The 22,653-nt window shown below is 69.0% G+C and carries 25 protein-coding genes; 11 read left to right on the top strand and 14 right to left on the bottom strand.

The annotated features are described in order from the left end of the window. Positions 1 to 2: 2 nt before the first annotated feature. The 6 genes from ABL840_RS33315 to ABL840_RS33290 all read left to right on the top strand — a co-directional run bounded on the left by ABL840_RS33315 (position 3) and on the right by ABL840_RS33290 (position 6,560). Entirely contained in the window at positions 3 to 974 is a 972-nt protein-coding gene (locus tag ABL840_RS33315; RefSeq protein WP_093304299.1) for an amidohydrolase family protein, read from the top strand. 1 nt (position 975) lies between these two features. Continuing rightward, on the top strand, positions 976 to 2,202 hold the full coding sequence (locus ABL840_RS33310) for a 3-hydroxybenzoate 6-monooxygenase (RefSeq protein WP_093304297.1): 1,227 nt from the start codon (positions 976 to 978) through the stop codon (positions 2,200 to 2,202). Beyond that, on the top strand, positions 2,199 to 3,596 hold the full coding sequence (locus tag ABL840_RS33305; protein WP_256230020.1) for an MFS transporter: 1,398 nt from the start codon (positions 2,199 to 2,201) through the stop codon (positions 3,594 to 3,596). Before ABL840_RS33310 ends, ABL840_RS33305 begins: the two co-directional genes overlap by 4 nt. Continuing rightward, complete coding sequence (locus ABL840_RS33300) at positions 3,593 to 4,018, top strand: DoxX family protein (protein ID WP_093304293.1); 426 nt, start codon at positions 3,593 to 3,595, stop codon at positions 4,016 to 4,018. The genes ABL840_RS33305 and ABL840_RS33300 overlap by 4 nt, the downstream gene beginning before the upstream one ends. A gap of 96 nt (positions 4,019 to 4,114) precedes the next feature. After that, on the top strand, positions 4,115 to 5,473 hold the full coding sequence (locus ABL840_RS33295; RefSeq protein ID WP_093304292.1) for an MFS transporter: 1,359 nt from the start codon (positions 4,115 to 4,117) through the stop codon (positions 5,471 to 5,473). Between the two features lie 22 nt (positions 5,474 to 5,495). Continuing rightward, the gene (locus tag ABL840_RS33290) at positions 5,496 to 6,560 is read left to right on the top strand and encodes a maleylacetate reductase (protein ID WP_093304290.1); all 1,065 of its coding nucleotides are present in this window, start codon (positions 5,496 to 5,498) and stop codon (positions 6,558 to 6,560) included. 9 nt (positions 6,561 to 6,569) lie between these two features. On the opposite strand, the gene ABL840_RS33285 is transcribed toward ABL840_RS33290, so the two are convergent. The 3 genes from ABL840_RS33285 to ABL840_RS33275 form a co-directional block, all read right to left on the bottom strand. Further along, a complete protein-coding gene (locus tag ABL840_RS33285; protein WP_093304287.1) occupies positions 6,570 to 6,950 on the bottom strand; it encodes an alpha/beta hydrolase in 381 nt (126 codons plus the stop codon). A gap of 239 nt (positions 6,951 to 7,189) precedes the next feature. Next, complete coding sequence (locus ABL840_RS33280) at positions 7,190 to 7,579, bottom strand: helicase SNF2 (RefSeq protein ID WP_093304284.1); 390 nt, start codon at positions 7,577 to 7,579, stop codon at positions 7,190 to 7,192. A gap of 114 nt (positions 7,580 to 7,693) precedes the next feature. Further along, positions 7,694 to 9,376, bottom strand: coding sequence for an adenylate/guanylate cyclase domain-containing protein (locus tag ABL840_RS33275; protein ID WP_093304283.1), 1,683 nt, complete (start codon positions 9,374 to 9,376; stop codon positions 7,694 to 7,696). A gap of 67 nt (positions 9,377 to 9,443) precedes the next feature. Here ABL840_RS33275 and ABL840_RS33270 point away from each other — a divergent pair, with 67 nt between their 5' ends. Continuing rightward, positions 9,444 to 10,163, top strand: a complete 720-nt coding sequence (locus tag ABL840_RS33270; RefSeq protein ID WP_093206641.1) for a Crp/Fnr family transcriptional regulator — start codon at positions 9,444 to 9,446, stop codon at positions 10,161 to 10,163. A 12-nt stretch (positions 10,164 to 10,175) separates the two neighbouring features. On the opposite strand, the gene ABL840_RS33265 is transcribed toward ABL840_RS33270, so the two are convergent. Continuing rightward, on the bottom strand, positions 10,176 to 10,649 hold the full coding sequence (locus ABL840_RS33265) for a DoxX family protein (protein ID WP_093206642.1): 474 nt from the start codon (positions 10,647 to 10,649) through the stop codon (positions 10,176 to 10,178). Between the two features lie 129 nt (positions 10,650 to 10,778). Beyond that, a complete protein-coding gene (locus tag ABL840_RS33260) occupies positions 10,779 to 11,708 on the bottom strand; it encodes a LysR family transcriptional regulator (protein ID WP_093206643.1) in 930 nt (309 codons plus the stop codon). A 178-nt stretch (positions 11,709 to 11,886) separates the two neighbouring features. On the opposite strand from ABL840_RS33260, the gene ABL840_RS33255 reads away from it, so the two are divergent. From ABL840_RS33255 to ABL840_RS33245, 3 genes are all read left to right on the top strand, one after another. Continuing rightward, a complete protein-coding gene (locus ABL840_RS33255; protein ID WP_093304281.1) occupies positions 11,887 to 12,726 on the top strand; it encodes an intradiol ring-cleavage dioxygenase in 840 nt (279 codons plus the stop codon). Positions 12,727 to 12,757: 31 nt separating this feature from the next. Continuing rightward, entirely contained in the window at positions 12,758 to 13,363 is a 606-nt protein-coding gene (locus tag ABL840_RS33250) for a nuclear transport factor 2 family protein (protein ID WP_093304278.1), read from the top strand. Between the two features lie 100 nt (positions 13,364 to 13,463). After that, a complete protein-coding gene (locus ABL840_RS33245) occupies positions 13,464 to 14,222 on the top strand; it encodes a sulfite exporter TauE/SafE family protein (RefSeq protein ID WP_093304275.1) in 759 nt (252 codons plus the stop codon). A 100-nt stretch (positions 14,223 to 14,322) separates the two neighbouring features. On the opposite strand, the gene ABL840_RS33240 is transcribed toward ABL840_RS33245, so the two are convergent. From ABL840_RS33240 to ABL840_RS33220, 5 genes are all read right to left on the bottom strand, one after another. Then, a complete protein-coding gene (locus tag ABL840_RS33240; RefSeq protein WP_093206647.1) occupies positions 14,323 to 14,682 on the bottom strand; it encodes a DUF1428 domain-containing protein in 360 nt (119 codons plus the stop codon). A 70-nt stretch (positions 14,683 to 14,752) separates the two neighbouring features. Then, complete coding sequence (locus tag ABL840_RS33235) at positions 14,753 to 16,219, bottom strand: DHA2 family efflux MFS transporter permease subunit (protein WP_093304273.1); 1,467 nt, start codon at positions 16,217 to 16,219, stop codon at positions 14,753 to 14,755. 36 nt (positions 16,220 to 16,255) lie between these two features. After that, the gene (locus ABL840_RS33230; RefSeq protein WP_093304271.1) at positions 16,256 to 16,675 is read right to left on the bottom strand and encodes a VOC family protein; all 420 of its coding nucleotides are present in this window, start codon (positions 16,673 to 16,675) and stop codon (positions 16,256 to 16,258) included. 34 nt (positions 16,676 to 16,709) lie between these two features. Then, a complete protein-coding gene (locus ABL840_RS33225) occupies positions 16,710 to 17,237 on the bottom strand; it encodes an SRPBCC family protein (protein ID WP_093206650.1) in 528 nt (175 codons plus the stop codon). Between the two features lie 48 nt (positions 17,238 to 17,285). Then, entirely contained in the window at positions 17,286 to 17,723 is a 438-nt protein-coding gene (locus ABL840_RS33220) for a VOC family protein (protein ID WP_093304268.1), read from the bottom strand. A gap of 131 nt (positions 17,724 to 17,854) precedes the next feature. Between ABL840_RS33220 and ABL840_RS33215 the strand changes: the two genes are divergently transcribed. Next, positions 17,855 to 18,508, top strand: a complete 654-nt coding sequence (locus ABL840_RS33215; protein WP_093206652.1) for a TetR/AcrR family transcriptional regulator — start codon at positions 17,855 to 17,857, stop codon at positions 18,506 to 18,508. Positions 18,509 to 18,523: 15 nt separating this feature from the next. Here ABL840_RS33215 and ABL840_RS33210 read toward each other — a convergent pair whose 3' ends face one another. The 4 genes from ABL840_RS33210 to ABL840_RS33195 are packed head-to-tail and all read right to left on the bottom strand — an operon-like array spanning position 18,524 to position 22,642. Continuing rightward, positions 18,524 to 19,015, bottom strand: coding sequence for a MarR family winged helix-turn-helix transcriptional regulator (locus tag ABL840_RS33210; RefSeq protein WP_093206653.1), 492 nt, complete (start codon positions 19,013 to 19,015; stop codon positions 18,524 to 18,526). Between the two features lie 46 nt (positions 19,016 to 19,061). Next, positions 19,062 to 20,810, bottom strand: a complete 1,749-nt coding sequence (locus ABL840_RS33205) for an acyl-CoA dehydrogenase family protein (protein WP_093304265.1) — start codon at positions 20,808 to 20,810, stop codon at positions 19,062 to 19,064. A gap of 33 nt (positions 20,811 to 20,843) precedes the next feature. Next, complete coding sequence (locus ABL840_RS33200; RefSeq protein WP_093304262.1) at positions 20,844 to 21,836, bottom strand: Bug family tripartite tricarboxylate transporter substrate binding protein; 993 nt, start codon at positions 21,834 to 21,836, stop codon at positions 20,844 to 20,846. A 41-nt stretch (positions 21,837 to 21,877) separates the two neighbouring features. Beyond that, entirely contained in the window at positions 21,878 to 22,642 is a 765-nt protein-coding gene (locus tag ABL840_RS33195) for an SDR family NAD(P)-dependent oxidoreductase (RefSeq protein WP_093304260.1), read from the bottom strand. Positions 22,643 to 22,653: the final 11 nt, after the last annotated feature.

Genomic DNA, 22,653 nt, shown 5'->3' with positions numbered 1-22,653 from the left:
CCATGAAGAACAAGATTGCGCTCGAAGAGCATTTCGCGATCGACCTGACGATTGCCGATTCGCAGGTGTACGCCCGCCCCGAGATGTGGCAGGGCCTGAAGAACAACCTGCTCGACTTCGAGCAGCAGCGCATCGAGCAGATGGACGAGTGGGGCACCGAGCTGTCCATCCTCTCGCTCAACTCGCCGGCTGTGCAGGGCATTCCCGACGCGAAGCGCGCCGTCGAGGTCGCGCGGCGCGCGAACGACGTGCTGGCCGAGCAAATCAGGCGCCATCCCACGCGCTTCGGCGGATTCGCCGCGTTGCCGATGCAGGACCCCGAGGCGGCCGCGCGCGAACTGGAGCGTTGCGTGACGCAGCTCGGCTTCCACGGTTTCCTCGTCAACGGCTTCTCGCAGGTGGGCGACGAGAACACCGTCGTCTACTACGACGATCCGCGCTTCGCCGATTTCTGGTCGACCGCGGCTGCGTTGAAGAAGCCCTTCTACATGCACCCGCGCGACCCGCTCCTGAACCGCGAGCCGATCTACGAAGGTGCGCACTGGCTCACCGGCCCGACCTGGGCCTTTGCGGTGGAAACGGGCATCCATGCGCTGCGCCTGCTGTCCAGCGGCCTCTTCGACCGCCACCCCGAGCTGCAGATGATCCTCGGCCACTTCGGCGAAGGCATTCCGTTCAACATCTGGCGCGTGGACCACATCCTGCGCAAGGGCCGTCGCGGCATGCCCTGCGACAGGGAGATCGGCGACTACCTGCGCAGCAACGTGCACATCACGACCAGTGGCAACTTCCGCACGCCCACGCTGCTGTCGACCATGCTCGAGGTGGGGGCGGACCGCATCATGTACTCGGTCGACTACCCGTTCGAGAAGCACGAGGACGCGGCGCGCTGGTTCGACAGGTGCGAGATCAGCGAGAACGACCGCCGCAAGATCGGCCGCGAGAACGCGGTCAAGCTCTTCGGGTTGAAGTGACATGGGCACGCGGCACAAAGACACGCGCCCCGTGCTCGTGGCCGGCGGCGGCATCGGCGGCATCGGCGGCCTCGCGGCGGCGCTGGCGCTGGTGCGCGAGGGCTACCACGTGAAAGTGATCGAGCAGGCGGCCCACATCGGCGAGATCGGCGCGGGCATCCAGCTCAGCCCGAACGCCTTCGCGGCCTGCGATGCGCTGGGCGTGGGGGAGAACCTGCGCGCCAAGGCGGTCTACACCGAGGAGATGGTGATGTTCGACGCACTCGACGCGAAGCGGGTGGCCTCCATCTCTCTGTCGGACGGGTTTCGCAATCGCTTCGGCAACCCCTATGCGGTGATCCACCGTGCCGACATCCACGGCGCGTTGCTCGAGGGCGTGAAGGCCACGACCGAGGGCATCGAGTTCCTCACCTCGACCAAGGTCGTGCAGATCGAGCAGGACGAGGGCGGCGTGACGCTCATCGACGCGCAGGGCAACCGCCACGAAGGCCAGGCCGTGATCGGCTGCGACGGCGTGCGCTCGGCGGTGCGCCAGCAGTACGTGGACGACAGCATTCGCGTATCGGGCCACGTGGTGTTCCGCGCGGTGATCGACACGGCCGATTTCCCCGAGGCGCTGCGCTTCACCGCGCCGTGCATCTGGGTCGGGCCCAACTGCCACCTGGTGCACTACCCGCTGAAGGGCGGCGACAAGTTCAACATCGCCGTCACCTTCCACAGCGACCAGCCCGAGGAGTGGGGCTCGATGGACGGCGATCCGGCCGAGGTGCAGCGCTATTTCCGCCCGACCTGCGAGCAGGTGCAGCAGCTGCTGCGCATTCCCAAGGCCTGGAAGCGCTACTCCACGGCCGACCGCAACCCCATCGAGCAATGGACCTTCGGCCGCGCCACGCTGCTGGGCGACGCCGCGCACCCGATGGTGCAGTACCTGGCGCAGGGCGCCTGCATGGCCTGCGAGGACGCGGTGACGCTGGGCCTCGCCCTGCGCCGCGAGGAGGGCGACTGGCCGCGCGCGCTCGCGCTGTACGAGCGCTCCCGCGTGGCGCGCACCGCGCGGGTGGTGCTGTCGGCGCGCGAGATGGGCCGCATCTACCACGCCAAGGGAGTGGAGCGGCTGGTACGCAACAGCATGTGGAAGGGCCGCCCGCAGGAACGCTTCTACGACGCGCTCGAATGGCTGTACGGGTGGACGGCCGCCAACTGCCTCGACGACGAGGCCGTCGCGTGAAGCTCCTGCCGAACTCCCCGGACACCGGTGGCGCAGCCGCTGCCACCGCCATCGACATCCCCGCGCTGATCGACAGCCACCCCGTCGGTACCTTCCAGAAATGGATCTTGCTGCTGGTGGGCTGCGCAGTCGTCATGGACGGCTTCGACGTGCAGGCCATGGGCTTCGTCGCTCCCGCCATCGTGCAGGCCTGGGGCATAGAGAAGGCCGCGCTGGGCCCCGTGTTCGGCGCGGGCCTGCTCGGCATGCTGGTCGGCTCGCTGGCGCTGAGCGTCTGCGCCGACCGCATCGGGCGCCGCCCAGTGCTGCTCGGCGCCACGGTGTTCTTCGCCCTGTGCATGCTGGCCACCGTCTTCGTCCGCACGCTCGACCAGTTGCTGGCGATGCGCTTCATCACCGGCATCGGGCTGGGCGGCATCATGGCCAACGCCAGCGCGCTGGCCAGCGAGTACAGCCCCCAGCGCCGCCGCGTCACGCTGATGATGTGGGTATCGTGCGGCTTCACGGGCGGCGCGGTGCTGGGCGGGCTGATCTCGGCGGTGCTCATCCCCTGGGGCGGCTGGCGGGCGGTGTTCGTCTTCGGCGGCGTGGTGCCGTTGCTGATCGCGGCGCTCATGTGGCGCTACATGCCCGAGTCGATGCAGTTCCTGGTGCTGCGGGGCCGCAAGCTCGACCGGGTGCAGCAGTGGCTGGGCCGCATCGCGCCCGGCGTGCGCGCCGGCCCCGGAACCCGCTACGTGGTGCACGAGGCGAAGCAGGACGGCGCACCGGTGGTCGAGCTGTTCCGCGCGGGGCGCGCACCGGCCACGCTGCTGCTGTGGGGCATCAACTTCATGAACCTGCTCAACCTGTTTTTCCTGGCGAACTGGCTGCCCACCATCGCGGCCGGAGCGGGCTACAGCGCGGGCACGGCGGTGCTGGTGGGCACGCTGCTGCAGGTGGGCGGCGTGGTCGGCACGGTGGCGATGGGGCCGCTGATCGACCGCGTGGGCTTCTACCGCGTGCTGGTGCCGGTCTTCGGCGTGGCGGCGATTGCCATTGCCGTCATCGGCCAGCCGGCGTTGCCGTTGATGCTGCTGCTCGCGGTGGTCTCGGTCAGCGGCTTCTGCGTGGTCGGTGCGCAGCCCGCGCTCATCGCGCTGGCCTCGGGCGTCTACCCGACGACGGTGCGCGCCACCGGCATGGGCTGGAGCCTGGGCATCGGCCGCGCGGGCTCCATCGTGGGGCCGGTGCTGGCGGGCTGGCTCATCGGGCTGCACTGGACGAACAGCGCGCTCTTCATCGCGGCGGCCGTGCCGGCGCTGCTGTCGTGCGCCATGGTGCTGTGCATGGGGCGACTGAAATTCACGGGCGCCGCCGCGCGCCCGGCAACATCTTCCGGAGAAAACGAATGACGACGACAACCACAACCAACGACGACACCGGGCGCGGCCTGGTCCTGGCCGCGCGAGTGCTGATGGCGGCGATCTTCCTGGTGGCGGGCGTGCGCAAGCTCCTGACCTACGGCGCAACGCTCGGCTACTTCGGCAAGCTCGGCATTCCGCTGGCCGACGTGGTGCTGCCGCTGACCATCGCGCTCGAAGTCGGCGGCGGGCTGCTGCTGATCGCCGGCTGGCGCGTGCAATGGGTGGCCGGCGCGCTGGCCCTGTTCACGCTGGCCACGGGCTTCGTCGCGCACGCCTTCTGGGCGGCCGACGCGGCGCAGTTCAACGGGCAGCTCAACAACTTCCTGAAGAACGTGGCGATGGTGGGCGGTTTTCTCGTGCTGATCGCCCATGCCTCTGCGGTCGGGCGCAAGGCAGGCCCCGCAGGCTGAGCGGAAAACTCCTTTCCGTTCCTGTCGTTGAACCGGTCCCGGGCCGGCGGGACACTCGCGCCCATCGCAAACCAGCGATGGAGACAAAAGAAACCCATGACCGACACAGGTTCAATCGCCACGCGCCGCACCGTCGACGTGCAGTGGCTCATCAACACCCGCCCGCTGTCGCCCTACCAGTGGGGCATCGTGGCGATGTGCTTCCTGATCGTGCTGCTCGACGGCCTCGACACCGCCGCCATGGGCTTCATCGCACCGGCGCTCGTACGCGACTGGGGCGTGCCCAGTGCCTCGCTGGGCCCGGTGATGAGCGCCGCGCTGGCCGGCATGATCTTCGGCGCGCTGGGCTCGGGGCCGCTGGCCGACCGCTTCGGGCGCAAGGCGGTGCTGTGCCTGTCGGTGGCGGTGTTCGGAGGTTTCTCGCTGTGGTCGGCCTTCGCGACCGGCATCGACCAGCTCGTGGTGCTGCGCTTCCTGACCGGGATCGGGCTGGGGGCGGGCATGCCGAACGCGACCACGCTGCTGTCGGAGTACACGCCCGAGAAGGTCAAGTCGCTGCTGGTGACGACGATGTTCTGCGGCTTCAACCTGGGCATGGCGGGCGGCGGCTTTCTCTCGGCCGCGATCATTCCGCACTGGGGATGGCACAGCCTGCTGCTGATCGGCGGCATCGTGCCGGTGCTGCTGTTGCCCGTGCTGCTGTTCTGGCTGCCGGAGTCGGCGCGCTTCATGGTGGTTCGGGGGCAGCCCGTCGAGCGCATCCGCAAGGTGCTGCAGCCGGTCGCTCGCGAATCGCTGGCGGGCGTCGCGCAGTTCACCATTCCGGGCCAGCAGGCCCGAGACAAGGGGCCGCGCGGCCCGGTGCTTGCACGCATGTTCGCCGGCGGCCTGGGCCCGGGCACGCTGCTGCTGTGGGGCACCAATTTCATGGGGCTCATCATCATCTACCTGCTCACGAGCTGGCTGCCGACGCTGATGCGCGAGAGCGGCGCATCGATGACGCAGTCGGCCGTGGTGGGAGCGCTGTTCCAGTTCGGCGGCGTGCTGAGCGCGGTGGGCGTTGGCTGGGCCATGGACCGCGGCAACCCGCACAAGGTGATCGGCATCTGCTACCTGCTGGCCGGTGTGCTCGCCGTGGCGGTGGGCCACAGCATGGGCAGCGGGCTGGCGCTCGTGCTGCTGGTGCTGTTCGCGGGCATGTGCATCAACGGCGCGCAGTCGGCCATGCCCTCGCTGGCGGCGCGCTACTACCCGACCCATGTGCGGGCGACGGGCGTATCGTGGATGCTCGGCATCGGGCGCTTCGGCGCGGTGCTGGGCGCCTGGCTCGGAGCGGCGCTGCTGGGCCTTGGCTGGAACTTCGAGCAGGTGCTGACGGTGCTGATCGTGCCCGCGGTGCTGGCGATGACCGGCGTTTTCATCAAGGGCCGTATCAGCCATACAGACGCTGCATGAACATTCGAGAGACAGGAAAGCCATGACCACACCATCGTTCGTCTACAACAGCGTGCCCCAGCGGGTGGTTTTCGGCGCCGGTTCGCTGCAGCACCTGGCACGCGAGATCGATGCGCTCGGCGCGCGCCGGGCACTGGTGCTGTCCACGCCCGAGCAGCGCCCGCAGGCAGAGCGCGTGGCCGACATGCTGGGCGCGCACGCGGCCGGCGTGTTCGACCGGGCCGTGATGCACGTGCCCATCGAGACCGCGCGCGAGGCGAGGGAAGTGGCAGCTCGCCTGGGCGCCGACTGCGCCGTGGCCATCGGCGGCGGCTCCACCACGGGGCTGGGCAAGGCCATCGCACTGGATTCGGGCCTGCCGATCCTCGCCATTCCGACCACCTACGCGGGCTCCGAGATGACGCCGATCTACGGCATCACCGAAGCCGGCATGAAGAAGACGGGCAAGGACTTCAAGGTGCTTCCGCGCACCGTGATCTACGACCCCGAGCTTTCGCTGGGCCTGCCCGTGGGCATGAGCGTGACCAGCGGCATCAACGCCATCGCGCATGCGGCCGAGGGGCTCTACGCGGTCGACTCGAACCCGATCATGGACCTGATGGCACAGGAGGGCATCGCCGCTCTCGGCCGTGCGCTGCCGGCCATCCGCGCCACACCCAAGGACCCGGATGCGCGCAGCGACGCGCTCTACGGCGCATGGCTGTGCGGCACGGTGCTGGGCAACGTCGGCATGGCGCTGCACCACAAGCTGTGCCACACCCTGGGTGGCAGCTTCAACCTGCCGCATGCCGAGACCCACACCATCGTGCTGCCGCACGCGCTCGCCTACAACGCCGCGGCGGCGCCGCGGGCCATGGAGCGCATCGTGAAGGCACTGGAGGGAAGCGGCAGCGCCGCGCAGGCGGTGTACGACCTGGCGCGCGACAACGGTGCGCCGGTCGCCTTGCGCGACATCGGCATGAAGGAATCCGACCTGGACCTGGCCTGCGAGCACGCGCTCAAGAACCAGTACCCCAACCCGCGCCCGCTGGAGCGCGCGGCGATCCGCGCATTGCTGCAGAACGCCTGGGAAGGCGTGCGGCCCTGAGCTCGGGCGTCAGGGGCGTGCCGTGCTCGGCAGGCCGGCCTGCTGCGTGAACGAGACGCTGGGCTTCTTGTAGGCGGCAGGCACTTCGTCGCGATAGAAGGCGCGGCGGTCCAGGCTTTGCAGCGGATTGTTCGCGGCGGCCACGGCTTGCTCGCGAACGGCGTTGCGATCGAGCGTGGACTTGAAGGCCACGGCGCCTTCGGCGGCGGTGTCCGAATACGTGTTGCCTTCGCGCGTGGCAGCCACGGCTTCGGCGTTCACGTCGGCGCGGCTGGCCGACGAGGTGATGGCATGCACGCCGTCATAGGCTTCGGCATGCGCGGCGACGGCGCCCAACAGGGCGAAGGCTGCGGCGAGAGCGGAAGAGGCGATGCGTTGCTTGGTGTTCATTGCGGGAGTCCCTTTGGTTCACTGCGTGGGCGGCGGTCATTCGTCGTTGCCACGGCATGCAGTGTCGAACCGCAGCGCGATGGGCGCTGTGCGTTTGCGCACCGCTTCGGGCAATCGGGTATCAGGCAATAGGGCAAGCCGCCGTCGATGTACACGCACAAGAAAAAACCGGCCCCGCTTTCGCAAGGGCCGGCTTCGGTGCGCGCGCTCGCCGAAGCGAGGCGGATGGCGGGTGCCGATTACAGCGGCAGCGCGTCGCCACGTGCGGCTGCGCGGGCCGCCGCACGCACAGTGGCGCGGTCGACCGTGCTGGCCACCATCGGGGCCACGCCCGACGAAGCGCCTTCTGCGTAGGGGTTGTCGGCATGCGCGGCGGCAACGGCTTCGGCGCGGACCGTGGCGCGGGTGGTCGACGAGGCGATCACCGCGGCGGGGCCGGCGTCTGCGCCGTCGGCGTAGGGGTTGTCGGCGCGAGCGGCTGCCACCGCTTCGGCCCGCACGTCGGCGCGGCTGGCGGCGGAGGTGATCGGATGCACGCCTTCATAGGTTTCGGCGTGTACCGCGCCCGCTGCGCCCAGCATGGCGAATGCGATGGCGGAGAGAGCGGCGATGCGTTGCTTGGTGTTCATGATGCGAGTCCCTTTGCTGACTGGTGTGGGCGGCGGACATTCGTCGTTGCCACGGGATGCAGTGTGAAACCGCATCGTGGTTCGCGATGTGCGTTTGCGCACCGCTTTCGGCAATTACAGCGGGACGGTGTCGCGCGATGCGTAGAGCACCGCGAGAGGCTCGGAGCGGCCACGCACGACGAGCATCTCGGCCGTGCCCATGGCCTGCGCCACGCCGGCCTGCTCGGCTGCGAACAGCGACACGACGAGGCGCGACGACGCGGTCTTCGAATGGTCCTGCAGCCGGCTCGCAGTGTTGACCACTTCGCCGATGGCGGTGAATGTGGTGGTTTCCAGATAGCCCACTTCGCCCACCGCCGCGCGGCCCGCGTGCAGGCCCATGCCGAACTCCAGCCGCTGGCCGAACTGCGCCTCGAAGCCTTCGCTCCATGCGTCCATGCGCTGGCCGATCAGCTCGGTCGCGCGCAGCGCCTGCCTGCAGGCGGTGGGCAGGTCGCACTCGAGGCCGAAGATCGCCATCACGCTGTCGCCGATGAACTGGTTGGGCACGCCGCCGCTCTCGCGCACGGCCGCGCCCACGGTGGCGAAGTAGCGGTCGAGCACGTAGGCCAGGTCGAAGGGCCACTGCCGCTCCGACAGGCCCGACCAGCGCCGCAGGTCGACGAACAGGATCGCCACGTCGCGCTCGTGCCCGAATCGGCCGACCGGCGCGGGCCGGCCCTCGTTGGGCAGCGGCGCGAACAGCGGCGTGACTTCGATGTCGCCGCGCGGGCGCAGCTGGCAGGCCAGCCGCACGTCGGCCGGCGCGCGCACCCGTTCGAGCGTGCGCCGCTCGTCGCGGCCCGCCTCGCCGATGTGTTCGGCGGGGCCGGCCACGCGCACGCGGCAGGTGGAGCAGCGCGCCCGGCCGCCGCAGATCGACACATGGTCGATGCCGTGCGAGCGGCTCGCCTCCAGCACGCTCCAGCCGCGCGGTACCTGCACGGTGCGCTCGGGGTAGCTCAGCGCGACCATCGGCTGCCGCGACCAGCGCGCGAAGCTGTTGCGGCCCCAGCGCGCCGCCAGCAGCGCGGCCAGCGACAGCCCGTAGAGCCACTTGATGGCGTCTTCCGCCGTGCCGAGCGCCTGGGCCTGCTCGGGCGTCGGCAGCACGACGGGCGGCACGCCGCTCCACTGGAACTCCCGCCCCATCGAGACGAAGCCCATTGCCGCCGCCAGCGGCAGCACCACCGCGACGGCCAGCAGCAGGTGGGAGAAGCGCCGCCACGCCGGCTGCGCCCGCAGCGCGAAGTGCAGGCCCAGGCAGCCATGGGTCCAGGCCGCCAGCATCATCAGCAGTTGCGCGGCCGCGCCCTGCCATTCCCACAGCCCCCAGACCACGCGCACGTAGGAGCCCTCGATGCCGTAGGCCAGGTAGGCGCCGCGCATGGCGGCGAGGTGCTTGATCAGCAGCAGCGGCAGCACGAAGCCCAGCGCCACGCGCAGGCCCTCCAGCGGCGGCATGCGCAGGGTGCGCCGCTCCCACAGGGCCACCGCGGCCAGGGCCAGGTGCGTGGCGGCGGCGCCGTACAGCAGCACCGTGCCGGCGAGGCTGTGCCAGAACGCCTGCACGCCGCGCAGCACTGTTTCGGCCGCGGCAAAGGAATAGATGCCGAGAGAGTGGTTGAGCAGGTGCGCCGTGACGTAGGCCATCAGCACCAGGCCGCTCGCCCAGCGGAGATTGCGCCGGGTCGGCGGTCTCAGCGAAAAGGGGGCGGCAGTAGCGGCGGAGGCGGCTTGAGGGGAACGTCTGGCCATGAACGGGTTCGAAGCGGCACCCGAGCATAATCCGCGCGCCTATTCCCGTTGACCACCGACCTCCGGCATGGCCAAACCCGAACCTACCCTCCGCTCCAGCCTCGCACTGCGCCAGATCGCGCTGCTCGAAGGCCTTTCAGACCAGCGCCTCGACCTGCTGGCCCAGCAATGCCTCTGGCACAGCGTGGAAGCCGGCAAGCCCCTGCTGCTGCGCGCCGAGCAGCAGGGCGAGGTGTTCCTGCTGGTCTCGGGCCGGGTGCGGGTGACGACCTATTCGGCCAACGGCCGGCAGGTGACCTTCCGCGATTCCGAGGCCGGCGAGCACTTCGGCGACATCGCCGCCATCGACGGCGGCCCGCGTTCCGCCGATGTCGTCACCCTCGAGCCCAGCGTGGTGGCCAGCCTCGACCGCGCCGCCTTCATGGCCCTGCTGCGCGACGAGCCGCTGGTGGCCGGCCGGGTGATGCTGCGGCTGGCGACGCTGGTGCGGCAGCTCTCCGAGCGGGTGATCGACCTGAGCACCCTGGGCGTGCAGAACCGGCTGCATGCCGAGCTGCTGCGTCTGGCCCGCGCCGCCGGCGTCGAGGGCAACCAGGCCCGGCTGGACCCGGCGCCAAAGCATGCGGCGCTGGCCAGCCAGATCAGCACCAACCGAGAGCAGGTGACCCGCGAGCTCAACGTGCTGGCGCGCAGCGGCGTGCTGCGCAAGGACGACAAGGCTCTTCTGGTCGCCGACGTGGCCCGCCTGGAGGCTATGGTCTCGCAGGTGCGCGGCGACGCCGGCTGAGCCCCGGGTCGATCAGTTCCAACGGCCCTTGGTGCCGCCGATGGAGAAGCGGCCGGCGCCCAGCAGCACCACGGTCAGCGCGCCGAACAGGTACAGGCCCTGCAGTTCCAGCGCCCAGCCGCCTTGTTTCGTCATCGCGAACAGGTCGGCCATGTGCACCAGGCCGAAGGCCACCAGCATGTTGATGACGACCACGCCCGCGGCGGCGCGGGTGTAGATGCCGGCGATCATCAGCAGCGGGGCGACGATCTCGCCCACGTACACCAGGTAGGCGATCCCGCCCGGCAGCCCGGACTTGGCCAGCATGCCGGCGATGAAGCCCACGCCGGCCGACAGCTTGAAGATGCCGTGCAGCAGCACCAGGAAGCCGATCGTCACTCGGATCAGCAGCTTGCCGGAGTCGTCCAGCGTGGCGGGGGAGAGGGCGGACAGCGGCGACGCGATCGGCGCACGCGGGGTGTTGGCGGCGGTGGCCTGGGTGTTCATGGCAGATCCTTGCTGGAAAACGGTGGGTCCGCCGCGGAATGCGACGGTTGCGGTTCCAGTGTGCGGGGCTGCGGAAATGCGGAATGTGCGTTTACGCACATGTTTTGGCGAAAAGGCCCCGGGGCCGGGTCAGTGGGGGCCGAAGTGGGCCGTCCACTTGCGCTCGTAGTCCATCTTGCGGAAATGCGCCGCCATGAAGTCGATGAAGCTGCGCACCTTGGCCGACAGGTGCTTTCGGCTCGGGTAGGCCAGGTTGATGGTCAGGTGCGGCAGGTCCCAGTCGTCCAGCGTGGGCACCAGCCGGCCGGCCACGATGTCGTCGTAGACGATGTAGGTCGGCTGCACCAGGATGCCCATGCCGTCGAGCGCGGCGGCGCGCAGCACCTGCCCGTCGTTCGACTCGAGCAGGCCCGTGACCGACACCGTGTGCGTTTCCTTCCCCCGCCTGAAGCGCAGCTCGTTCGGGTTGTTGGCGTGGGTGTAGATCAGCAGCTTGTGCTGCTTCAGCTCGTCCAGCGTCTTCGGGAAGCCGTGCTGCGCGAAGTAGCGCGGCGAGGCCGCCAGGATGCGCCGCGTTTCGCCGAGGCGGCGGATCGTCACGTTCGAGTCGGGCTCGTACTCGCGCGTGCGGATCGCCACGTCGATGTTGTTGTCGATCAGGTCGAAGTAGCGGTTGGCCGTCTCCACGTGCACCGTCACGCCCGGGTAGCGCTGGGTGTACTCGCGCAGCAGCGGCGCGATGTGGTGGATCGAGAACGACAGCGAGGCCGTGATGCGCAGCGTGCCCGTGGGATTGAACGCGGTGGCGTTCACCGCCGATTCGGCGTCCGACAGGTCGGCCAGGATGGTGCGGGCCCGGCCGCAGAACTCGCGGCCGGTGTCGGTGAGGTACAGGCGGCGCGTGTTGCGCTCGACCAGCCGCGCGCCCAGCCGTTCTTCCAGCGCGCTCAGGTGGCGGCTCGCGGCGGCGTTGGAAAGGCCCAGCGCCTCGGCGGCGCGGCTCAGGCTGCCGGCATCGGCGATCTGCACGAGCAGGGCGATTTCGGTCCAGCGGTCCATGGGGCGGCGTCTCCGGGATTGTTTTTCAGGGCCGGATGATTTTGGCGCAGGCCGCGCCCGACCGTTCCGCTGGGCGGAAAAATGATTTGCGCCCCGATGCTTTCGTGCCAACCGCGCGCGGCCTACAGTGCGCCCTATTCCCGGAGACCCCGGAGACAACACCACGGAGACAGCCACGATGCGCAACCTCAACCAGGACAACATCACGCAGGCCGTGCTCGCGCGCTTCGCCGACACGCCCGATCCGCGCCTGCGCGAGATCCTGACCAGCCTGGTGCAGCACCTGCATGCGTTCGCGCGCGAAGTGAAGCTCACCGAGGACGAGTGGTTCCAGGGCATCCAGTACCTCACGGCCACCGGCCAGAAGTGCGACGACAAGCGGCAGGAGTTCATCCTGCTGTCGGACGTGCTGGGGCTCTCGATGCTCACCATCGCGATGAACAACGACAAGCCGGCCGGCTGCACCGAGGCCACCGTGTTCGGCCCCTTCTACTTCGATGGCGCGCCAGAGTACGAGCACGGCGACGACGTGGCCAACGGCGCCGAGGGCGAGCCCTGCGACGTGTACGCCACGGTGCGCGGGCTAGACGGCGAACCGGTGGCCAATGCCGTCGTCGACGTGTGGCAGGCCGACGCGGGCGGGCACTACGACGTGCAGCACGCAGGGCTCGACCATGCGGAGAACCGGGGCACGCTGCGCACCGGGCCTGACGGCTCGCTGCACTTCCGCAGCGTGGTGGCGGTGGCGTACCCGATCCCGGTCGACGGGCCGGTGGGCGACCTGCTGCGCGCGACGAAGCGCCATCCGTGGCGGCCCGCGCACCTGCATTTCAAGATCGAGGCGCCGGGCTACGAGCGGCTCATCACGCATGTGTTCCGTGAAGGCGACGAGTACCTGGATTCGGACGCCGTGTTCGCGGTGCGCCAGTCGCTGGTCGCGCCGTGGAAGAAGCAGGACAACGGCCGCTGGCGCCTCGATTTCGATTTCGTGCTGAACCCGCTGTCGCAGCCCGCCTGATCCAGCAAGACCAACCAAGGAAACAACGCAAATGAACGAAACCCTGCAGCAGGAACTGCTGATCCGCCGGATGATCGAGCGCTGGGCTGTGTGGCGCGATGCCGGCGACTGGGAGCGCTTCGCCACCGTGTGGCATCCCGAGGGCGTGATGATGGCCACCTGGTTCCAGGGGCCGTACACCGAGTTCATCCGTGTCACGAAGGAAGGCTGGGCCAAGGGCGTGAGCATCCTGCACTTCCTCGGCGGCTCGGCCATCGAGGCGGCCGGCGAGCGCGCCATCGCGCAGACCAAGATGACCATTTCGCAGCGCGGCATGGTCGAGGGCGTGCTGTGCGACGTGGTGTGCACCGGCCGCTTCTACGACTTCGTGGAAAAGCACGAAGGCGAATGGAAGCTGCTGCACCGCCAGCCGATCTACGAAAAGGACCGCATCGACCCGGTGGACCCGGCCGCCACGGTGAAGCTGGACGCGGACGTGCTGGCCGGCCTGCCCGAAGGCTATCGCCACCTGACCTACATCCAGCAGCGCATCGGCTACACGGTGAAGCTCGACATGCCGATGCTCAAGGGGCCGGCAGTGGAGGAGCTGTACCGGCGCGGTGCCCGCTGGCTCGCCGGCGGCGCTCTCGAGCGCTGACGAGGCGGCCACGGGAAGCTCGCCAGCAGGGAACGCCCCATCCTGCTACGCTCGCCGAGCCTGCCTCCACGGCAGGCTTTTTTCTGCGCTCTTCCTTCCCATGGCTTTTCCCCTGATCACCGACCCGCATTTCTACGCGGTCGCCATTCCCGCCGTGCTGCTGCTCGGCATCAGCAAGAGCGGCTTCGGCGCGGGCTTCGGCTCGCTCGCCGTGCCGATGATGGCGCTGGCCGTCACCGTGCCGCAGGCGGCCGCCATCCTGATGCCGCTTCTGTTGCTGATGGACGTGCTTGGCCTCGCGGCGTTCCGGCGCGACTTCGATCGCTCGCTGCTGAAGTTCCTGATTCCGTTCGGGCTGCTGGGCACGGTGATCGGCACGCTGCTGTTCCGCATGCTCTCGGCGCACACGGTGGCGGGCATCGTCGGCGTGTTCACGCTGCTCTTCCTCGCGCAGCGGCTGCTGTTTCCGCCCAAGCCCGATGATCCGCTGCCCTCGCGCGGCATCGGCGCGGTGCTGACGACGGTGTCGGGCTTCACCAGCTTCATCGCGCACGCGGGCGGGCCGCCCATCAATGCCTACGTCATTCCGCTGCGGCTGTCGCCGGTGATCTTCACTGCGACGATGGCCTACTTCTTCTTCGTGGTGAATCTCAGCAAGTGGATTCCCTACGCGTGGCTCGGCCTGCTCGACTTCCGCACCCTGGCCACCTCGCTGGTGCTGATGCCGCTTGCGCCGCTGGGCGTGTGGATCGGCATCCGCATCGCCAGGCGCATCGATGCGACGTGGTTCTATCGCTTCGTCTATCTCGGGATGTTCCTCACGGGCCTCAAGCTCGTCTACGACGGGTTCATTGGCTAACCCCCAGGCTTCGCGCACTTCGTGTCGCTTCGCCAACCCCCTTGCAGGGGGCAACACCTGCGGCCCGGCAAAGCCGGTTCCGCGGTGTTCCCGAAAGAGGTCAGAACTCTACGATGGATTTGAACCCGCCGAAGATCATCCGCTTCGCATCGAAGGGCATGGTCTTCGGGTCCATCGCGGTGATGCGCGGGTCGGCCATCACCTTCGCGTTGACCGTGTCGCGGTGCTTGCGCGACTTGTAGACGATCCACGAGAAGGCCACGGTCTCGTCGGACTTCAGCTTCACGCTTTGGGGAAAGGACGTGAGCTTGCCGGGCTTCACGTCGTCGGCGATGCACTCCACGTATTCGATCGCGCCGTATTCCATCCAGACCTTGCCGGCCTTGCGCGCCAGCTTGCGGTAGGCCTCGACGTTGGCGGTGGGAATGGCGACGATGAAGCCGTCTACATAACGAGCCATGGTTGTTCTCCTGAATAGTCTGTGGAACCGTTGAAGAAAGAAGACCGGTGGTTGCATGGCGTGGTGTCGCTCATTGCGATGCCGCCGTTCCGTGGGGTGCCGCTGCTTCCTCGTTGTTCTGCATCTGCCCCGGCATGGCGGAGCGAAGCAGCAAGGCACCGAGCAGACCCGCCGCGGCCGCGAACACGGCACCGACGAGAAACGCGAGGTTGTAGCCGCCGGTGAGCGCCAGCGGCATCTGCGCGCCGGCCGCTTCCATCGACGCACTGCGCGCGGCCGCCGCGCTGGCCAGCACGGCCAGGCCCAGCGCTCCGCCCATCATGAAAGAGGTGTTGACCACGCCCGAGGCCAGGCCCGAGTCGGAGGGGCTCACCTCGCTCATCGCGGCGAGCAGCACCGGGTTGAAGGCCATGCCCGCGCCCAGGCCGAGCAGCATCATCCCGGGCAGCACGTCGACCACGAAGCTGCCGTTGACCGGCGCGCGCGCGAACAGCGCGAGCCCGATGGCCGCGAGCCAGAGCCCGGCCGCCAGCGGCTTGCGGATGCCGAAGCGCATCACGATCTTCGCGGACAGGCCCAGCGAGAACACCGCCATGATGATGTTGGCGGGCAGGAAGGCCAGCCCGATCTGCATCGGCGTGTAGTTCAGCACCAGCTGCATGTAGAGTGCCGAGATGAAGAACCACGCGAACATGGCCGCGGCCCACAGCACGCCGACCACGTTGGCGACCGACACGCTGCGCAGCTTGAAGAGGCCCAGCGGCATCAGCGGATGCTGCACGCGCGACTCGATGGCGATGAAGATCGCGATCAGCACCACGGCAGCGCCGAGCAGGCCGAGCGTCTGCGTGGAGCCCCAGCCGGCCTCGTTACCGTTGACCACGCCGTACACGGCGAGCATCAGCGACAGCGTGACGGTGATGGCGCCGGCCACGTCGAGCTTCTCTCCGTGCGCATGTCCGCGCGCGCTGGGCAGCAGCGCCACGCACAGCGCATACACCGCGATGCCGATCGGCAGGTTCACCAGGAAGATCCAGTGCCAGCTCAGCGTGCTCGTGAGCAGGCCGCCCAGCAATACGCCGATGCTGCCGCCGCCGGCGCACACGAAGCCGTACACGCCCATCGCCTTGGCGCGGTCGGCCGGTTCGGTGAAGAGGTTCATGATGAGCGAGAGCGACACGGCGGAGACCACCGCGCCGCCCAGGCCCTGCACCGCGCGCGCTGCCACCAGCAGGCCCTGCGAGGTCGAGACCCCGCAGGCCAGCGATGCCAGCGTGAACAGCACCAGGCCCGCGAGGAACACGCGGCGATGGCCGTACAGGTCGCCGAGCCGGCCTCCGAGCAGCAGGAAGCCGCCGAAGGTCAGCATGTAGGCGTTCACCACCCAGACCAGCGAGGTTTCGGTGAAGCCAAGGTCGGTACGGATCGAGGGCAGCGCCACGTTCACGATGGTGGTGTCGAGCACGATCATCAGGACGCCGAGGCACAGCACCATCAATGCGAGCCAGCGCTTGCGGCTGTCGAGTTGGTTGGTCATGGGAAGCGAAATTCCTTTGGAACGATGAAGGTCGGCTCAGACCAGCGGCTTGCCGCCGTTGATGAGCCACGGAGTGCCGAAGCGGTCGGTGACCATGCCGAAGCCTTCGACCCAGAAGGTCTTCTCGAAGGGCATTCCGACATGGCCGCCTTCGGCGAAGGCGTCGAAGATGCGCCGGGCCTCGGCCACGGTCTCGAGGGTCAGCGCGACGCCGAAGCCCTTCATGCCTTCGTACGGCTGGCCGGGCATGGAGTCGGAGGCCATCAGCATGCCGCCACCGTAGGCGAGCGAGGCATGCATGATGCGCTTCTTCGCTTCGGGCGGGAACTGCTCGGTGTCGGGCGCTTCGCCGACGGTCATCATCATCTGCATGGCGCCGCCGAGGGTCTTCTCGTAAAAGCGCATGGCCTCTGCCGCGTTGCCGTCGAAGGTGAGGTAGGCGTGGATCTGAGACATGTGTATTCCTTGGATGACTGGTTGTGTTCGCTGACTACTTTTCGGTAGCCGCCTTGAGATTGGCCAGGCCTGTTTCGAAGTCCTTGCCGATCATCTGGTCCATGTTGAAGAAGATGCCCATGAGCTTTGCCACGTAGGGGCTCGGGCCGTACATGGCCCAGGTGACCTGCGTTGCGCCGCCCTGGGGCTGCAGCGTGAATTCGGCCGTGTTGTGGCCCTCGAAGGGCTTGATGAAGTCGAGCTTGATCGCGACCTTCGACGAAGGCGCCGACTCCACGATCTCCATGCGGCCCGCTCCCGCCTTGTCGTTGCCTTCCCAGGCATAGGTCGCGCCCTTGCCGCTCGCGCTGCCGCCGAAGCTGCGCTTCATGGCGGGATCGAGCTTCTCGTAGGGCGACCAGGTGCCCCAGCGGTGGAAGTCGTCGATCAGCGGAAAGATCTTCTCGGCCGGGGCCTCGATGCGAGCGGTGCGTTCGACGCGGAAGGTGTCGGGCCGGGTGGCGGCGTAGATCAGCAGCGCGGCGATCGCGAGCACGACGACGAGGGCGATTTTCTTGAGCATGGCGGGAGCTTTCTCTGGAGATCGGGGTGCGGGGGGAAAGGCCGACGGTCAGGTCGGCTGCGCGACGACCAGCAGCCAGCCCACGCCGAAGCGGTCGGTCAGCATGCCGAAGTTGGAGGTGAAGAAGGTCGGGATCAGCGGCTGCATGACCTGGCCGCCTTCGGCCAGCGCGTTGAACCACTTGACGACCTCGGTGTCGGTGTTGGCGGTGAGCGCGAGCATGACGCCCTTGAACTCGGCCTTGCCCGAGCAGCCGCCGTCGGATGCCATCAGCTCGGTTTCGCCGATGCGGAACACGGCGTGCATCACCTTGTCCGGCTGCGGCATGCCGCCGGCACAACCGGTCTCGGCGTTTTCCGACGGGGCGCCCGCGGGCGCTTCCTCGTAGCGCATGAGCTGGGTGACTTCGGCGCCGAGCGCCTTCTTGTAGAAGCCGAGCGCTTCGTCGCAGCGGCCTTCGAACGAGAGGTAAGACTGGACTTTCATGACGATTCCTTTGGACTGAAGAGGTGACTCGGAGGCCCCCGGTGCAACGGGCCGCAAACAATCGGATTACTTTGTGTACACCGTCCACAAAGAATAGCAGAGATAATGGACAGTGTCCACATGGAGATGCAATGAAGCTCAACAACGTCCCCGACAGCCTGCCGCCCGCCCGCAGCACTTATCGCCATGGCGATCTGCGCCGCGCGCTGCTGGAAGCAGGCATAGAACTGGCCCGCGACGGCGGCCCCGGCGCGGTGGTGTTGCGAGAAGCGACCCGGCGCGCCGGCGTGGTGCCCAACGCGGCGTACCGGCATTTCGGCAGCCGCCACGAGCTGTTGCTGGCGGTGCGCGAGGCGGCGCTGGCCGCCGCGGCGGTCGCGATGGAAAAGGAACTGGCGGCGCAGCCCTGCGACCAGCCTCCCGCCGACTTCGCGCGCGGGCAGGTGCGCGCCATCGGCACGGCCTACTTGCGCTTCGCCCAGGCGGAGCCCGGCCTGTTCCGCACGGCCTTCGTGATCTCCGACGAGGGCAGCGGCGAACTGGGCCCCGGCAAGGCGGGCGCGAGCGGGCTGGACTCGTTCCAGCTCCTGGGCAAGGCCATCGACCGGCTGGTGGACGCCGGCGTGCTCGACCCGGCGCGGCGCCCGAACGCCGAGTACTGCGCGTGGAGCGCGGTGCACGGCCTGGCGCTGCTCATCATCGACGGGCCGCTGCGCGAGATGCCGGCCGAGGCAACCTACAAGCTGGGCCAGCAGCTCATCGACATGGTCGAGCGGGGCCTCTGAGGCCCGCGGCCTGCGCTACAGATAGATCTTCTGCAGCAGCCGTATCAGCGTCTCGCGCTCCCGCGCGGTGAGCTTGGCGCTGGCGTCGGCCTCCAGTTGCACCACGGTCTGCTCGGCTTCGCGGATGAGCGACTCGCCCGCCGGCGTGAGGTGCAGTCCCACGGCGCGGCCGTCATGCGGATGCGGGCGACGTTCGATCAACCCCCGGCTGTCCAGCGTGGCCACCAGGCTCACGAGATTCGGCGGAAGTATTTCCAGCGCATTGCACAGCTGCCGCGAGGTGGCGCCGGGGTTGTGCGCCAGCAGCGACAGCACCGAGAAATCGATCTGCTTGAGCCCGTAGGGCGCCATGCGCTCCGCGAAGAAGGCGCTGACGATCAGCCACGCCCGGCGGGCGTTGTAGCCGACCAGGGCTTCGAGCATGCGCGCGTCGAGCCGGTCGGGCCTGCCTTGCGGCACGGCGGCCTGCTCGGCTTTCGCGGGGGCGGATTTCGGGGTGGAGGCCATGGCCCGAGCGTAACCGCGGGCGCACTGCAACGAGAGGTTTCAGTGGCTAGTTGGAGACAGCGCCGGCGGGCTCGGCCGCATGCGTCAGGGCGACCGTCTCGCAGGCCTTCTTGACGATGCCCATCCGCATCTCGAATTCGGGCAGCACCCAGCGCCTGAAGGCGGCCGCCACGCGAGCCTTCTCCGCGTCGCCGGGCGAGGCCGCCTCGATGCGGGCCCAGGCCCACGCCAGCATGGCGAGCATGGTCGCGCGCAGGTAGTCGTCGGCCACCTCGTACGGCAGCACCGGATTGGCATGCGCTGCCATTGCGACGGTGGTGCCCAGGTAGCGCAGCTGCGCCAGCCGGCGTTGCACGTCGGCGTCGGCCTCGCGCGAGGCGTCCAGCGTGTCGCGCAGCTCCAGCAGCACCGCCGACATGCCGGCGCCGCCGTCGGGCAGCACCTTGCGTACCAGCAGGTCGATGGCCTGGATCTCGTTGGTGCCCTCGTAGATCATCGTCACGCGCGAATCGCGAACTATCTGCTCGATGCCCCATTCGCGCACGTAGCCGTGGCCGCCGAACACCTGCAGGCATTCGCTCGCGCCGTGGAAGGCCTGGTGTGTGCACGCGGCCTTGAGCACCGGCGTGACGAACGAACACCAGCGCTGTGCGCGCTCGCGCGCCTTCGGGTCGGCGTCGTGCGCGGCCACGTCGAGCATCAGCGCGCTGCGGTAGGCGATGGTGCGCGCGCCGTCGATCCAGGCGCGCTGCGTGTCGAGGATGCGGCGCACGGCCGGGTGCTCGGCGATCAGGTCGGTGCTCTCGCCGCCGCGGCTGGCGGGCACGGGGCCGGGCGCGCGCATCTGGCGGCGCTCGGCGGCATAGGCGTCGGCCTTCTGCCAGGCGGCGTCGAGCAGGCCGATGCCCTGCAGCGCCACGTGCAGGCGCGCCGAATTCATCATCACGAACATCGCAGCCAGCCCGCGGCCGGGCTCGCCGACCAGCCAGCCGGTGGCCTCGTCGAAGCGCATCGTGCAGGTGGGGCTGCCGTGAAGGCCCATCTTTTCCTCGATGCGCTCGCAGTGCACCGCGTTGCGCGCGCCGTCGGGCAGCAGCTTGGGCACCAGCGCCAGCGACAGGCCCTTGGGCCCGGCCGGCGCATCGGGCAGCCGGCACAACACGAGATGGACGATGTTGGGCGTCAGGTCGTGCTCGCCGCCCGAGATGAAGATCTTGCCGCCGCTTACCCGCAGGCTGCCGTCGGCCTGCGGCACGGCGCGTGTGCGCACCTGGCCCAGGTCGCTGCCTGCGTGCGCTTCGGTGAGGCACATGGTCGCGAGCCATTCGCCGGTCGCGATCTTCGACAGATAGCGCTGCTTCAACTCCTCGCTGCCGTGGTGCTTGAGGCAGGCGTACGCGCCGTGCAGCAGGCCGGGCGCCATCGTGAGCCCGTGGTTGGCGGCGGCCAGCCATTCGTAGAGAACGGCTTCGAGCGCGGCGGGCAGGCCCTGGCCGCCGTCTTCCGGCGCGGCGGAGAGAGCAGGCCAGCCGCCGTCGACGAAGGCCTGGTAGGCCTCGCGAAAACCCGGCGGCGAGGCGACCTGGCCATCGGCGAAGCGGCAGCCGGTCTCGTCGCCGCCGCGGTTGATGGGCGCCACCACCTCGCCGACGAAGCGCCCGGCTTCCTCGAGCACCTGCGCATGCAGCGCCTCGTCGACCTCCGCGAAGGGGGCGAGCGCGGCCAGGCGCGCGGGCGCGTCGAGCACTTCGTTCAGGATGAACCGGACGTCTTCGGGGCGGGGCTTGTAATCCATCGGGGCAGGGAAGCAGGAGAACGAATCGGCGAATCAGGATTCGGCCGTGAAGCCGATCTTCTTGACCAGCGGACCCCAGCGTTCGTACTCGGACTGCAGCGACTTGCGCATGTCCTCCGGCGAGGAGCCGTGGGCCAGAAGCCCCACCGACAGCAGGCCGTCGGCCACGCTCTTGTCCTTCAGCGCGGTCTGGATCGCCGTGCTCGCGGCCGTGATGACGGCCGTGGGCGTCTTCGCCGGCGCGAAGAAGCCGAACCATTCGTCGGCCACGATCTCGGGGAAGCCCTGCTCGGTGAAGGTCGGCACGTCGGGCAGATAGGCCGCGCGCTGCGAGCCCGACATGGCGAGCACGCGAAGCTTGCCGGCCTTGGCGAAGGGAATGGCGTCGCCGGCGGGCGTCATGCTCGATGCGATCTGGCCGCCCACCACGTCGTTGATGGCCGGCAGCGAGCCGCGATAGGGCACGTGGCGCAGGTCGGCGCCGCTGTTCAGGCCCAGCAGCGCGCCCAGGAAGTGTGGCGTGGAGCCCGCGCCCGGCGAGCCGTAGCTGGCCTGGCCGGGGTTGGCCTTGGCCCATGCGACGAAGTCCTTCAGCGTCTTCACGCTCGCGGGCACGGCGGGCCCGACGGTCAGTGCGTGCGTCATCACCGCGCCGATGGAGATCGGCGCGAAGTCGGCCATGCCGTAGCCCAGCTTGGTGTAGATGTGCGGATAGATCGACAGCGCCGAAGCCTGCGCGAGGCACAGCACCGACCCGTCGGCCACCGAGCTCTTGAGCGTGTCGAGCGCGATGCGCCCGCCGGCGCCCGGCTTGTTCTCGACCACCGGATTGACCTTCGTGAAGGGCGTGTCGCCCAGCTTCTCGGCCACGCGGCGCGCCACGCTGTCTCCGGCGCTGCCGGCCGGGAAGCCGTAGTAGATCTTCACTACCTGCTGCACCGCCTGGGCGAGCGCGGCGAAGGGATGCAGGGCGGCGATGGCGGCGGTGCCGCCGAGCGCCGTCACGAACTGGCGTCTGTTGGTCATGGTCTTGTCTCCTGGTTTGCGGTGGCTGACTGGAATCGGAATCAGCGCGGCGCCATGCGCAGGGCGCCGTCGATGCGGATCACCTCGCCGTTGAGGTGGCCGTTGGTGACGATGTGGCAGGCCAGCTCGGCGAACTCCGAGGGCTTGCCCAGGCGCGGCGGGAACGGAATCGACGCGGCCAGCGACTGCTGCACCGGCTCGGGCAGCTCCAGCAGCAGCGGCGTGGCGAAGATGCCCGGCGCCACGGTGCACACGCGGATGGCGTGCTGCGCGAGGTCGCGTGCCATCGGCAGCGTCATGCCGACCAGGCCGCCCTTGGAGGCGCTGTAGGCCTGCTGGCCCACCTGGCCGTCGAAGGCGGCGACCGAGGCGGTGAAGAGCATCACGCCCTTCTCGCCGTTGTCGAGCGCGTCGAGCTTCGCGCAGCGCGCGGCGAACAGGCGCGCCATGTTGTAGCCGCCGATCAGGTTGATGTTGACCACGCGCACGAAGTCTTCGAGCGGCGCGGGGCTGCCGTCCTTGCCGACGATGCGCTTGGCGCTGCCGATGCCGGCCACGTTCATCAGGATGCGCGCGGGGCCGTGCGCGGCCTCGGCCTTGTCGAGCGCGGCGACCACGCTGTCGGTGTCGGTGATGTCGCAGGCGCATGCAATGCCGCCGATGTCGGCCGCTACCTTCGCGGCGAGTTCGGCGTTGCGGTCGAGCACCGCGACCTTCGCGCCCAGCCGCGCGAGTTCGCGCGCGGTGGCTTCGCCGAGGCCCGATGCGCCGCCGGTGACCAGTGCGGCTTGTCCTTCGATCTTCATGGTGTGTCGTC

Source organism: Variovorax sp. NFACC27 (assembly GCF_048301545.1).
GTDB lineage: Bacteria > Pseudomonadota > Gammaproteobacteria > Burkholderiales > Burkholderiaceae_C > Variovorax > Variovorax gossypii.
Note: the sequence above shows the minus strand (reverse complement) of the source record. Positions and strands in the feature narration are given on the sequence as shown.